This window comes from Sinomicrobium oceani (assembly GCF_900119185.1).
In the GTDB taxonomy this organism is placed as follows: Bacteria; Bacteroidota; Bacteroidia; order Flavobacteriales; family Flavobacteriaceae; genus Sinomicrobium; species Sinomicrobium oceani.
In genome coordinates this window covers 91,938-106,059 of record NZ_FPJE01000011.1, presented here as the reverse complement: position 1 = coordinate 106,059, position 14,122 = coordinate 91,938, and the positions used below count along the sequence as shown (strand labels likewise).

At 43.2% G+C, this 14,122-nt stretch carries 11 protein-coding genes; 7 read left to right on the top strand and 4 right to left on the bottom strand.

Going from position 1 to position 14,122, the window contains the following annotated elements:
- The first annotated feature begins 47 nt into the window (after window positions 1–47).
- Complete coding sequence (locus BT112_RS11170; protein WP_072317460.1) at window positions 48–392, top strand: YciI family protein; 345 nt, start codon at window positions 48–50, stop codon at window positions 390–392.
- Window positions 393–394: 2 nt separating this feature from the next.
- Window positions 395–1,636 carry an RNA polymerase sigma factor gene (locus BT112_RS11165; RefSeq protein WP_072317459.1) on the top strand — a complete coding sequence of 414 codons (1,242 nt, stop codon included), beginning with the start codon at window positions 395–397 and terminating at the stop codon, window positions 1,634–1,636.
- Window positions 1,637–1,674: 38 nt separating this feature from the next.
- Here BT112_RS11165 and BT112_RS11160 read toward each other — a convergent pair whose 3' ends face one another.
- Both BT112_RS11160 and BT112_RS11155 read right to left on the bottom strand, forming a co-directional pair.
- Complete coding sequence (locus BT112_RS11160) at window positions 1,675–2,607, bottom strand: helix-turn-helix domain-containing protein (protein WP_072317458.1); 933 nt, start codon at window positions 2,605–2,607, stop codon at window positions 1,675–1,677.
- An 88-nt stretch (window positions 2,608–2,695) separates the two neighbouring features.
- Window positions 2,696–3,535 carry an SDR family NAD(P)-dependent oxidoreductase gene (locus BT112_RS11155; RefSeq protein ID WP_072317457.1) on the bottom strand — a complete coding sequence of 280 codons (840 nt, stop codon included), beginning with the start codon at window positions 3,533–3,535 and terminating at the stop codon, window positions 2,696–2,698.
- 411 nt (window positions 3,536–3,946) lie between these two features.
- Between BT112_RS11155 and BT112_RS11150 the strand changes: the two genes are divergently transcribed.
- Both BT112_RS11150 and BT112_RS11145 read left to right on the top strand, forming a co-directional pair.
- A complete protein-coding gene (locus tag BT112_RS11150) occupies window positions 3,947–4,459 on the top strand; it encodes a PEGA domain-containing protein (protein WP_072317456.1) in 513 nt (170 codons plus the stop codon).
- 160 nt (window positions 4,460–4,619) lie between these two features.
- Window positions 4,620–5,072: a hypothetical protein gene (locus BT112_RS11145; protein WP_072317455.1), complete on the top strand. Its 453-nt coding sequence runs from the start codon at window positions 4,620–4,622 to the stop codon at window positions 5,070–5,072.
- Between the two features lie 122 nt (window positions 5,073–5,194).
- Here the strand turns inward: BT112_RS11145 and BT112_RS11140 are convergent, their stop codons facing one another.
- Both BT112_RS11140 and BT112_RS11135 read right to left on the bottom strand, forming a co-directional pair.
- Entirely contained in the window at window positions 5,195–7,561 is a 2,367-nt protein-coding gene (locus BT112_RS11140; protein WP_072317454.1) for a TonB-dependent receptor, read from the bottom strand.
- Window positions 7,562–7,635: 74 nt separating this feature from the next.
- On the bottom strand, window positions 7,636–8,031 hold the full coding sequence (locus tag BT112_RS11135; RefSeq protein WP_072317453.1) for a hypothetical protein: 396 nt from the start codon (window positions 8,029–8,031) through the stop codon (window positions 7,636–7,638).
- A gap of 155 nt (window positions 8,032–8,186) precedes the next feature.
- Between BT112_RS11135 and BT112_RS11130 the strand changes: the two genes are divergently transcribed.
- The 3 genes from BT112_RS11130 to BT112_RS11120 all read left to right on the top strand — a co-directional run.
- Window positions 8,187–8,774 (top strand): hypothetical protein, encoded by a 588-nt coding sequence (locus BT112_RS11130; RefSeq protein WP_083564884.1) that lies wholly within the window; start codon window positions 8,187–8,189, stop codon window positions 8,772–8,774.
- Between the two features lie 352 nt (window positions 8,775–9,126).
- Window positions 9,127–13,611, top strand: a complete 4,485-nt coding sequence (gene cas9, locus BT112_RS11125) for a type II CRISPR RNA-guided endonuclease Cas9 (protein ID WP_072317452.1) — start codon at window positions 9,127–9,129, stop codon at window positions 13,609–13,611.
- A gap of 10 nt (window positions 13,612–13,621) precedes the next feature.
- Window positions 13,622–14,122: transposase (locus tag BT112_RS11120; protein WP_317039591.1), on the top strand; the 501-nt coding region annotated here is incomplete at its 3' end.

Here is a 14,122-nt window from a genome sequence, read left to right as displayed (position 1 = left end):
CGGTGCATCCCGATCGTCATAATAATGAACGTTAAAAGTATATTGAAATGAAAGAATTCGCATTAATTTTCAGGTTAAAAGACATGGCCGATTTCAAACCTTCCCCGGAGCAAATGCAGGAACGGATGAACTGGTTGGCAGGGATAGCTGCACAGAATAAACTGGCCGATAAGGGCAATACACTGCTTCCTGCTCCGGGAAGTGCCAAAACCGTACAGACGGACCGCACGGTAACGGATGGTCCTTTTACGGAGATCAAGGAGTTTATCAGCGGGTATATCGTCGTTAAGGCAGAAAGTATTGACGAGGCCGTGCACATGGCCAAAGGAAACCCCATTTTCGAACAGGTAGGAGGAACTATCGAGGTCAGAGAAGTTTTAAAACGCGATTAGTATTGGGGGCTCAAACACCTTATAACGAACTGTTACCCCATTTATTCCGGCAGGAATATGCGAAAATGACGGCTGTTTTATGCCGTCATTTCGGCTTAAAGCACCTGGAGACAGCCGAAGATATAGCCAGTGATACGTTCCTGAAAGCATCGGAGCATTGGGCTGTTCACGGTATTCCCGAAAATCCGCAGGCGTGGCTTTATACGGTGGCGAAGAATAAAGCAAGGGATTATTTCAGGCATCGTACTGTTTTCGAAACACAGGTCAGGGATCGTCTGAGCCCTGGAGAAGCGGAGCAGGTCCCCGTTATCGTATTTGACCGGCACCTGATTGCCGACAGCCAATTGGCCATGATCCTTGCCGTATGCAATCCTGCCAATGCGCGCGAAAGCCAGATAGCGTTGGCACTACAGGTACTTTGCGGTTTTAGCGTGGCAGAAATTGCGAATGCTTTTCTGACCAAACCGGAAACCATAAAAAAGCGCCTGCAGCGGGCAAGGAAGAATCTGCGTGAGGATAATTTCCGTATCGAACCGTTGAGCGAAACAGAAGTGGCGTCAAGACTGGATACTGTGCTCAAAACACTATACCTGCTTTTTAACGAAGGGTACTTTTCGGGGACCGGCAACCGGCTGGTCCGGAAAGAACTTTGTTCCGAAGCGGTGAGGCTCGCCCTGGTACTCACCGAACATCCGTGTACCGATACGCCCCAAACCAATGCTTTACTGGCATTGATGTGCTTTCAGAGTTCGCGATTGGAAGCGAGGACAGATGATAAGGGCGAAACCATCCTTTTTGAGGAACAGGACCGGTCATTGTGGGATGAAGCACTTATCCGGCGGGGAAATTATTTCCTGGTCAATGCTACCAACGGCGGGGAAGTATCGCGCTACCACCTGGAGGCAGCTATTGCCTACTGGCATACCACACCAACCGACGGCGATAAGTGGCGTTACATTCTTACGCTTTACGATCAGCTGGTTCTGCTGGATGCTTCGCCCCTGACCGCATGGAACAGGATATTTGCCCTGGCTATGGTGCACGGAAAGGAAAAAGCAATTGCAGAAGCGGAAAAAACAAAAGCTACGGATAGCAGATTTTACCATGCATTACTGGGATTTCTGTATGCCGGTAAAGACCGTGACAGGGCCATAGCACATTACAAACAGGCTATAGCCCTGACCCCGTCCCTGCCAGAGCGGATGACGCTGACAAAGGCCATAAAGCGCCTGAAAAGAACGTAGCTGCAAACCCGGATGAATGTCCTGACGGTATTGTACCATCAGTTAAACCCCGCCCGGAATTCCAGCGGGCTCTGCCTGGTTTTGGTCTTGAACAGTTTGCTGAAGCTTTGCGGGTGTTCGAAACCCAGGCTGTAGGCAATTTCGGAGACGGACAAAGCGGTAGTGGACAATTGTTCTTTGGCTTTTTCGATGAGTTTTTCGTGAATGTGCTGCTGGGCATTCTGCCCGGTGAGGGTGCGTAACATATCGCCCAGGTAACCCGGGGAAACAGACAGGCTGTCGGCCAGGTCGCGAACTGTGGGAATGCCCCGGTGAAGGGGTTCTTCTTCATCAAAATAGCTGTTCAGTCTTTCTTCGAACTGTTGCAGCAGGTTATTATTGATGGTTTTACGGGTAATAAATTGCCGTTTGTAGAACCGCTCGGCATAACTGAGGAGCAGTTCCAGCTGGGCGATAACGACATCCTGGCTGTGTTCGTCGATGCGGTTGCCGAGTTCTTCTGCGATACTCCGGAAGAGGTAGAGGACGATGTCTTTTTCTTTTTCGGACAGGTGCAGCGCCTCGTTGACGGCATAGGAAAAGAACCGGTATTTCCTGATCTTAGCTGCGAGGGGATAGTGCAGTAAAAAATCGGGGTGCATCAGGATCGCGATTTCCCGGCGGGTGCAGGGAGCTTCTCCGGGTTCGTTTTCGTCCGGGGCCACGATCTGGTTGGGTGCGGCAAAAAACAAGCCCCCTTCGTTATAATCGAAATGGGTCTGTCCGTACCGCAGCAGCCCCCCTATATTCGGACGGAAAGCGATCTTGTAAAACGTCAGTACATGCCCGGCCGGACGGGCATGATGTTCCGGTGGACTGTCTATACCGTTCATCACGGTGATCAACGGATGCAAAGGCGGCGGAAAACCGAATGCTTTCAGGCCTTCTGCAAGCGATGCGAATTTTATCGGAGCTGGATTGTTCTTTTTCATCCCGGTTGTCGTGTAATGATCGTACAAAGTACTGAAAAAATCAGCAACAGAAAAGCAGGAGGCTGACTGTCGCTGATTTTTTGGTGGATTATCCCTGAGCTGCGACAGCAACGTCCTGCCAGGCTTCCCAGACCTTGATGCGGTCTGCATAGGTCTGTTTGATACCGTCCAGGTTCTGACTTCCCAAAAACAATCGCAACGGTGGTGTAGCCGTATCTACTACGGTTAAAATTGCAGATGCGGTAGCATTGGGATCACCTTTTTCGTATTGACCGATGTTTTCCCAGACCGAGGCCCTGAGGTTATCGTACTGCGATTGATTATCGGAAAATTTGAGTGATGCCTGGCTTCCGAACTCAGTGGCATAGGCTCCCGGCTCGATGATAGTAACGTGGATACCGAAGGCTTTTACCTCTGCGGCCAGACTTTCGTGAATGGCTTCGAACGCCCACTTGGAGGAGCAGTAATAGCCGATAAGGGGGATAACAAAATGTCCGAGATTGCTGGAGGTTCCCAGAATATGTCCGTAACCCTGCTTTCGCATGATGGGCAATACCTCCCGGATAACCGATACGGGACCGAGGACATTGGTTTCGTAAAGGGCGCGGATGTCTTCGGGCCGGGCTTCTTCTATCGTCCCTACGAGGGAATACCCGGCATTGTTGATAACGATATCCAGCTTGCCGAAATGTTCGTGTGCAGCCTTAACGGCATGTTGTACCTGGTCCGGTTTTGTAACATCGAGGGGAAGGATGAGGGCGTTATCCCCGTATTTTTCTTTAAAGTCGGCAATACTGTCCGTATTCCTGGCTGTGGCTGCCACTTTATCGCCCCGTTGCAGTGCGGCTTCGGTCCATACCCGGCCGAAACCTCTGGATGAGCCGGTTATAAACCATACTTTCGGCTCGTTTGCTTTGTCGTGTTCCATCGTGAATGCTGTTTTTAATTTGATACTACAAAATTGAGTAATTGCCAGCCCCTGGCTGTAGCCGTTTTGCGGGATTTTGTGTGCGAAATGGGGATAGGGGATAAAAAGGAGTGGGAGTATAGTATAAACAGAATAGCGGCAACCGATTTTGCGATGGACATTTGGCGTTGCCGAACAGCAGTTTGTTCCGAAAAAGGATGAAGACAGGGTGAAAAGTTTACTGCTATTGTAGGCTTTAACTTTCGATTCTTAAAAAAATTGAACTTTCTTTACAGATATATGGAAAACCGTAATGGAAAGTAATATATTTCCAGAAAATTAGCGACCCGGAAAAAGATAACCCTTTTTGAAACATACCAGTACCCTGTAAAAACAAACAACCTAATCTATATATTAACCAATTTGTAATTCATGAATAAGAATTTTACACGTATTGCCCTTTTGGGAATGCTGCTCATCGGTACAAGCTGTGCAAGTATTGTAAGTAAGAGTAGTTATCCTATTATGATTAGCAGCACCCCAAGTGAAGCTAAAGTTTCGATTACCAACAAAAAAGGAAAACAGGTATTTATCGGAAAGACACCCACTGTCGTAAAACTCGAATCCGGAAGTGGTTTTTTTTCAAAAGCACATTATCAGGTACTCCTGGAGAAGCCGGGATATGAACCGAAAACAGTTCCCGTTACTTTTAAGGTGGACGGGTGGTATTTCGGTAATATTTTATTCGGGGGACTTATTGGGATGCTTATTGTAGATCCGGCGACGGGGGCCATGTATAAATTGGATACCGAATTTATCAACGAAACGATGCAAACTCAGGAAAATATTATTGTCGGTACGGAAAAAGAAGAGCGGGCATTAAAAGTCTATACGCTAAATGATATTCCGGAGCAATGGAAATCTCACTTAACCCTGGTACATTAAAATACCGGGACAGGCCTCAGACAGTGTTTTAAGAAATATCATCAGAACCTGTTATGAAATCCTATGGATAAAGGTATCGAATCGAATACAACGTTATCAAGGTATGGTAAGGGCCTGCCTGCCGACAAAACTGATTATTAAAAAGTAAATATAAAAAGAGATGAAAAGACTAAAGATCGTAGTAGCGCTGATGGTATGTGCATTGGCAAGTTCTTGTGCATTGAAGCCGATATCATCGGAATATGCCTTTATAAAAACGGACCTGAAAAATGTAGGGCCGGAGCAGCTGGGCAACGGAAGTGTACTTATCTATAACGGCGCCAATCTGCTGCATACGGCAGACAATACGGCAAGATTAAATATCTGGCTGGATGAAAAGCCTATGGGACAGATCAGGCCGGGTGAATATGTTATTATCAACATGAAAAACGGGACACACCATTTTAAGCTTTTGCATATCGACATGGTAAACATGCGAAGCGAGCACGATGTGGAGGTTACCGAAGATACGCGTATTATTATGGCAAAACCGACGATAACATCAAACAAGCTGGAAGTGACCAATATACTGCCTTCGAATTTTGATAAATTTGAATATGCCGAGAAACGATAGGAAGATCATATACATAAGGAGATACTTATAGAGTTACTCCGTAGTGATCGGTAACAACATAAAAAGAGCCACTTCGCAGCTATGGAAGTGGCTCTTTTTGTTGGTCATAAGACCGGCTTTCATTAAAACTTATAGGCAATGCTGAGTCTGAAATTTCTTCCGGGTTCGGACTGCCAGTACATATACGAACCGTAGTTGGCGCCGGAGTAGAGGTATTTGTTCAGGAGATTATTTACATTCAGACGAATATCGATATTGGAGTTTCTCCAGAAGATACCGCCGTCCATACGGAAATAGTCGGGAAGGTCCGAAGTGTTGTCGGCTCCCCAGTTCCACGAAGAGCGGTTTACCTGGTACTGGTAACCCAAAGAAGCTCCGAAACCGTGTAAAACCGAGTATTCGTTAAAGCTGTAATTGAGCCATCCGTTGGTAATGTGTTCGGAGAACCCTGCTATTTTGTTGCCATCTCCGTCTTCTACGTTAGTGTAGGCGTAGTTGAGCACCAGGTTGAGTTCGGGAGTAAGCTGCCCGGAGGCATCGAATTCTATTCCTTTGGAAACGGCTTCTCCTATTTGTACGGAATACGGATAGGAAATGCCTCCGCCATCGGTCGGAACCCCGTTTTCATAATCGGTAACGGCGAGGTTTTTTTTCTTCATCCGGTATGCGGTCAGGGAAGTTTTGAGTCTTCCGTCGAACCACGATTTTTTAAGCCCTCCTTCTATATCATGAGAATCTTCCGGATCGAGCGGTGCCGCAGTGTCTTCGTCTATATATCTGGCACCCTGCTGGGGGAAGAACGACTGGTCGTACAATCCGTAAACCGTCAGGGAAGGGGTAATGTCAAAGCTAAGGCCGAAACGGGGCGTAAATTTACTGGCATCATAGTAGACACCATAAGCATAAACATCGGCCTGTGTGTAGCGTCCGGCGAGGGTCACGCGAAGGCGTTCGTCCATAAAATTCAGTTCGTCCTGTGCGTAGTATGCGCGTATGGTTTGTCCGAGAGCATTGGGTAGCCCTCTTGTTTTTATATTGACAGAGCGGTCGAATACCGGCATGGTTACATCGCCGTAGTGCGGATCGAAAATATTAAAGGGGTTTTCGGGGGTATCGATAGCCCCGCCCTGGTTCCAGTCGGCCCAGAATTGTTTCTCATTAAAATCAAATCCGGCAAGAACTTTGTGTTTCACGGCACCGGTATTGAAATCGCCGTTAACAAAGGCCTGGAAGATGTTATAGGTGCCAAGGGCATCGGCACTGGTTACACTTCGGATAAGGTCGCCGTTATCAGCAATACTGGCCGGCCATAGGGTAGCGCCTTCCTGCTCGTATTGCATATACATATACTGCGCCTGGAAGGTCCAGCGGTCTCCGAGTTTCTGGGTAAAGTTGGTCGTTGTGTTGTATTCTTCCACATTCATGGTCGGATATGCCGGATCTATGGTCGCAAAATCGCGGTCGAGTCCGCCGAAACCAACATCTACCGGGGCAAAGACATAGGCCGCCCCGGCTTTCATCTTGGCCTTTTGGTAAGTGAATTCCTGGGTAAGGATGGAGTTTTTGGTGATTTCATAACGCAGGGAAGGCACTACGGAAAACCTGGAAGAAGGTTCGTAATCGCGATGCGAGTTGGCCGATTGTGCCATGGCATTAACCCTGTACTGTAGTTTTCCGTCGCCGGCATAGCTGCCGACATCGACAGTTCCGCGATAGGTGTCATAACTCCCGGTGGTGAAAGACACATGGGCAAAAGTCTCTTTTTTAGGCTTCTTGGTCACTACGTTATAAAACCCGCCGGGTTGTCCTGCCGCCATCATAAAGCCGGCCGGTCCCTTGACGAATTCTATCTGTTCTACCATACTCAGGTCTTCGGAGAGCGGCCCCCAGGTCATTTCCACATTCATTCCGTTCCGGAAGGCCGGAAGCCGGAACCCACGCATATTCACCCGGGCAAACCATCCCCAGTGTTCTACCATCTGTGCACCACTGACATTCCTGGTAATGGCGTCCATCATGGTAAACGACTGCTGATCGGTAAGAAGCTCTTCGGGAACGACCTGTACGTTTTGCGGCATTTTGCTGATCTGCTGATTCATTCGGAGTGAAGGCGATACGGTTTCTCTCGAATAATTATCTTTCTTGCTCCCGGAGAGTGTGATCTCCTGCAACTGGCTAACGCTTTCCCGGAGTTCTACATCTACCGGCCCCATACCGGAAGTGACCGAAAGGGAGATCTCACGGGTCTGAAAGCCGATGGTACTGACTACAAGGATATGCGCCCCGTGTGGCACATTTTTTATATTGAAATTTCCGTTGGTATCGGTAGACGATCCGTAATGCGTGCCTTTAATAAGAACATTGGCCCCCATCACAGGTTGCCCGGAATTATCGGTAACCGTACCCCGAACCGCTGATCGCTGGGTTTGTGCAAAGAGCCCTGCGGACAGGCAGCAAACATATACTATGAAAAGTATTCTTTTCCCCATTTTTATATTTATTTGGATTTGTTTTAAATAGCACGGCAAAACTACTAAGTTTTTTGCTTTTATCAAGACTGAATTTAAATAAAAGTTAAATTTTTTACATCTTGTTTCTTTTCCGGGTGGGGTGGAGGCTGTTCCGGAGTTTTGTTTGGGAGAAATCCGGGGTACCGCCGCTTAGGGATGGTTATGGCAGGAAGAATATGTTCTACTACCCGGGGAATGCGGTTTACAGGTGCAAGAATATTGGACGCAGTCGCGAGAATGCCCGGCACAGGCGCAAGAATATTAAATGTAGTCGCGAGAATACCCGGCACAGGTGCAAGAATATTAAACGCAGGCGCAAGAATACCCGGCACAGGGATAAGAATATTAGATGCAGTCGCAAGAATATTGGACACAGTAGCAGGAATATTCGATACGGTTGTAAGAATACCGGGTACGGTCATACGTATATTCCGGTCGACCGGGAGCATCAGATTCCGGGTTTGCAGAACCGGTATCGTTGTTAATTCCGGTCGGGCTGCTTTTTGATTTTTCGGTTGGTATAAGCGGTTTTTTGGCGGGTAATATGGAATAAAAGTATATTTTCGCTTTTTTATTAAAAAGCATAACTTCTAACCATCCGATAATGTCATTACATGGCCCTGTTGCCCGTACTGTAAAAAAATGTACTCTTACATTATGCACGCTATTCCTGAGTTACTTCCTGCACGGACAGACCGCACGCGGGGAATTTATTCAGGCTTCTATAGGGTACGGTATGTCGGCTCCTTATGACGATGTGGATATTTTGGGAGACGGTTTCTATGCGCAGGGAGAGTACGTTCTGAACCTGAAAAGCTGGTTGAGCCTACGCCCTTATGCCGGGGTTATATTGGTTAAAACAAGCGATAAGAATTCCATGCAGCGCGAAGCAGGTTACGAAATTTCGGCAAATGCTTTTCTCCTTGGTGGCAAAGCACGGGTTATAGCTCCTATTCCGTGGGTAGCGCCTTATGCAGAGGGAGGGATAGGGACTTCGTTAGGATCGTTTGTGACGTATACCGGCTACACCGATATTAAAAAGAGCGGAATGCTTTGGCATATCCCGTTTTCATTCGGACTGCTCGTCGGGCGTCATCATAACTTCGATATCGGGTTTGTCTATTACTTTCATCCTTCGGCAGAACAATATTCCGGAGCTTTTGCGGTGGGGATGTCGTTTGCATTGGATTAGGTTCTTACTGACAATCCTATCTATTTCCGGTACTTCGGAGTTGTATTATTATCTTCTTTGCCCGATTATTACTTCTGCCTCAGGTATATTCATAAAACATTCGGGCATAAAAAAACCTCCTGATTATGGACAAGAGGTAACCCAGATGTTTTCACAACGGAATAATCCTTATTGTGAATTGCTTTTCAAAAATTGTACGGTAAAGATATGAAAACTATTTTAGTACAGATGTGGCTTCCCGTAAAAGTTATGATATTTTTTATTTATTTTTAAAAAATCAAATTTCGCCCCATTACCGAATACACTAAAAATGCATTACGGATTAAACTAACCGCGTAAATCTTTAATTGAAATGAAAACAATATTAGGACTGGATCTGGGTACTAACTCTGTTGGGTGGGCATTGGTTGAACAGGATTTGGAAAATAAGCAAGGTAAAATACTCGGCATGGGAAGTCGGATTATTCCGATGAGTCAGGATGTTTTGGGTGATTTCGGGAAGGGAAATTCAATTTCACAAACTGCCGAAAGGACAAAGTACAGAAGTACAAGAAGACTTAGAGAAAGACATCTTCTACGCAGAGAGAGACTGCATCGAATACTTAACGTTCTTGGATTTCTCCCGGAACATTATGCTTCGCAAATAGATTTCGGGAAACGTTTAGGAAAGTTCTTTGAAGAAACCGAACCCAAAATAGCCTGGAAGAAAAATGAAAGAGATCGATTTGAATTTCTTTTTAAAGATTCTTTTTCCGAAATGGTAGCTGATTTTAAGGTTAACGGAAAAGAAGTAAAAATTCCTTACGACTGGACTCTTTATTATTTACGCAAAAAGGCTTTGTTCTATAAATTAGAAAAAGAGGAACTGGCCTGGATCATTCTCAATTTTAATCAGAAGCGGGGGTATTATCAATTGCGGGGAGAAGAAGAAGAAGAGAATCCTAATAAATCGGTTGAATTCTATTCTTTAAAAATTGTCGATGTTACAGCCGATGAAGAACCCAATAAAAAAGGAGAAACCTGGTATTCTTTAGTACTGGAAAATGGATGGATTTACAGGCGTTCCAGTAAAACTGATTTGTCCGATTGGAAAGGTAAAAGCAGAGATTTTATTGTAACAACAGATCTGAATGATGATGGTTCTGTAAGAACGAATAAAGACGGAGAAGAAAAAAGGAGTTTTCGTGCACCTAAGGAAGATGACTGGACCTTAGTCAAAAAGAAAACAGAATCTGATTTGGATAAACATATCGGTAGACATAAAATAAATACCGGCATAAAAGGAACTATAGGAACTTATGTTTATGATAATCTACTCCAAAATCCGGATCAAAAAATTAAAGGTAAATTAATCAGGACTATTGAGCGTAAGTTTTATAAAGATGAATTAAAACAGATTCTGCAAAAGCAGATAGAGCTACAGCCTGAATTATTTTCTAAAGATTTGTATAATGACTGTGTTCGTGAATTATACAGAAGTAATGAAGCTCACCGATTACAATTGAGTAATCGCGATTTTGTTCATTTGTTTATAGACGATATTATTTTCTACCAACGTCCGTTAAAGAGTCAAAAATCATCTATAGGAAACTGCGCTTTGGAATTCAGGATCTATAGAGACAAGGATGGAAATGAACAAACTCGATATTTAAAAGCTATACCTAAATCTAATCCTTTTTATCAGGAGTTCAGAGTATGGCAATGGCTATATAACCTGAAGATTTATAGCAGGGAAGACGATGTTGATGTAACCACTCAATTTATCAAAGGAACTAAAGATAAAGAGGAAGTTTTTGAGTTTTTGATGGGCCAAAAAGAAGTGGATCATATTGATGTCCTGACTTATTTTATCGAGCCCCTGATCAAAGAAAAATTTCCAAATGCCAAAGGAAGATCGTTAAAGAATGAAGTATCAAAGAAGATAGAGAAATATCGATGGAATTATGTTTATGATCCGGATAAAGGGGAATCTAAAAAATATCCGATGAATGAAACGGGATATGAGATCAGGAGACGGTTGAATAAGGTTGAAAATATCTCCGAAAATTTCTTAACCAAAGAAATCGAACAGCACTTGTGGCACCTGATTTACTCAGTTACCGACAAAATTGAGTTCGAAAAAGGGTTAAAATCTTTTGCCGGTAAATATGGATTGACTGAGGCCTCATTTGTAGAAAACTTTAAAAAATTCAAACCTTTTGACAGTGATTATGGTAGATATTCGGAAAAAGCAATAAAAAAACTATTGCCTTTACTGCGAATTGGTAAATACTGGAATTGGGACGCTATTGATAAGGAAACAAAAAAACGGATAGACAGAATAATTACCGGAGAGTATGACGAAGCTATTAAAGACAGTGTGCGTGAGAAGGCCATTGATCTGACAGAAGAAATTCATTTTCAGGGATTACAATTATGGTTGGCTCAGTATATTGTGTACGATCGTCATTCGGAAGCAGATATTGCAGGGAAGTGGAATTCTGTTGACGACCTGGAAGATTATCTAAAAGATTTTAAACAGCATACTTTACGTAACCCGATAGTAGAACAGGTTGTTACCGAAACTTTACGAGTTGTTAAGGATATATGGATACAATTCGGAAAAGGCACGAAAGATTATTTTGATGAAATTCATATTGAGCTGGGTAGGGATTTGAAAAATCCGGCAGATAAGCGTAAACGTCTATCAGGTATCGTTTCCGAAAATGAAAATACCAATTTGCGTATAAAAGCAATCCTTTTGGAATTGATAAATGATCATTCTGTGGAAAATGTGCGGCCGTATTCTCCTATGCAACACGAAGCATTAAAAATTTATGAAGATGGAGTACTTAATTCCGGGATTGAAATTCCCGATGAAATTGAAAAAATAAGTAAGAAATCCGAGCCTACAAAGGCTGAAATTCAAAGATATAAGCTTTGGCTTGAACAAAAATATAAATCGCCTTATACCGGAAGGCCTATTCCGATGAGTAAACTATTTACATCTGCCTATGAAATAGAACATGTAATTCCACAAAGTCGGTATTTTGATGATAGTTTTAGTAATAAGGTGATTTGTGAAGCTGAAGTAAACAGTATGAAAGATAAGCAGCTCGGATTAGAATTTATTAAAAATCATCACGGACAAAGGATAATGACCAGTTCAGGAGAAGTTGAAATTTTATCAGAAGTGGCCTATAAGTCATTCGTAAAAGAGCATTACGATAAAAATCACGGAAAGAAGAACAAATTGTTGCTGGAGGAAATTCCAGAAAAAATGATTGAACGCCAATTGAACGATACACGTTACATCAGCAAATTCGTGTCCGGGCTGTTGTCTAATATTGTTCGGGCAGAAAAAGGTGATGAAGGTGTAAATTCCAAAAACATAATTCCGGGCAATGGAAAGATAACAGGAAGATTGAAACAGGATTGGGGACTGAACGATGTGTGGAATGATTTGATTTTGCCACGTTTTGAGCGAATGAATGAATTGACAAAATCGGGTGACTTTACTTCCTGGAATGGAAAACATCAGAAATTTTTACCAACCGTTCCTATAGAATTGTCGAAAGGGTTTCAAAAAAAGCGGATAGATCACAGGCATCATGCTTTAGATGCCTTGGTTATTGCTTGTGCCACCCGTGACCATGTTAATTTATTGAATAATAAACATGCCAGATCAAAAGAACGATTTGATTTGCAACATAAGTTACGTAACACCGAAAAATGGAAGGATAACAACGGAAGAGAAAGAGATAAGTTTACGGAATTTAAAAAACCATGGAAAAGCTTTACTATCGATGCCAGGAATGAGTTGGAAAAGATCGTGGTAAGTTTCAAGCAGAATTTACGCGTTATCAATAAGGCTACCAATTATTATGAGAAAATTGTAGACGGAAAGAAAATAAAAGTAGAACAAAAAGGAGTGAATCTTGCAATAAGAAAGCCTATTCATAAGGAAACAGTATCAGGACAGGTTCACTTATCCAGAATTAAAGTACCTAAAGGAAAAATCCTCACCGCCACCCGTAAAACCCTTGATACCTCTTTTGATTCAAAAAGTATTGACAGCATAACTGATACCGGAATTCAAAAAATATTGATTAATCACCTACAAAAATATGATGAACCTGCAGCAGGTATTCCACTCAACAATCTTTCACAAAGGATTTCGAAAAGGAGGGAGCTAATCAAAAGTAAAAAGTTGATAGAGCACCCGGAATTGGCGTTTTCACCTGAAGGAATTGAAGATATGAACAAAAATATTGTGCAATGTAATGAGGGAAAACCACATCATCCTATATTAAAAGTTAGAGTTTTTGAAACGGGAAGTAAGTTCCCGGTTGGTTTTAAAGGAAACAAAAAGGATAAGTATGTTGAAGCCGCTAAAGGGACAAACTTGTTTTTTGCTGTTTATTGGGATGAAAAAAAGCAGAAACGAAGTTATGAAACCATTCCGCTGAATATCGTTATTGAAAGGCAAAAACAAGGCCTTAATTCAGTTCCTGAAATGGATGAGAAAGGGAATAAGTTAGTATTCCATCTTTCTCCTAATGATTTGGTATATGTACCATTGGAAGTAAGACCTGATATTGTGCATACAATAAATACCGATGATATAAGCCAAATACAGGTTTCAAGTATTTATAAAATGGTGAGTTCGACAGGAAGCGAATGTCATTTTATTCACTCAAATATTTCCACGCTAATTAAATCTTATGATGCTAAAACTAAGATTGGTGAACTTGGGAGTTTAAATAAATTGGAAATAATGATGAACGATTCGGTTCGTATAAAAGAAAGATGTATCAAACTCAAAGTCGATCGTTTAGGCAATATATCAAAAGCATAAAATAATTTTTATGAGCCCGTACAACCCCCATATCCATCATCGCAGAAGCATCCGCCTAAAAGGCTATGATTATGCCCGGGAGGGATTGTATTTTATAACGCTTTGTGTACAAAACAGGGAGCATATTTTCGGGGATATCAAAAAGGGGAACATGATTTTAAACCCTTATGGACAAATGGCCTGCGAGGAATGGGTGAATACAAGCAACATAAGAGATCAGGTGGCTTTACACGAATTTATCGTGATGCCAAATCATTTTCATGCTATTATAGAGATTTTATTCCATAAAGGAAAAGAAGGCGAAACCGGAACATTCAGATCCCCTTCCCAAACCATAGGTTCTATAATACGAGGCTATAAAATAGCCACGATAAAGAAAATCAAAGATTTTATCCGGGAGGGCGAAGCGGAAAGATCCGGAAAGATAGGATCGGATATCCATATCGATACGGGCGAATTGCAATTCGCCCCAAGCGGATCGGCCCCAAGCGGATCGGCCCCAAGCGGATCG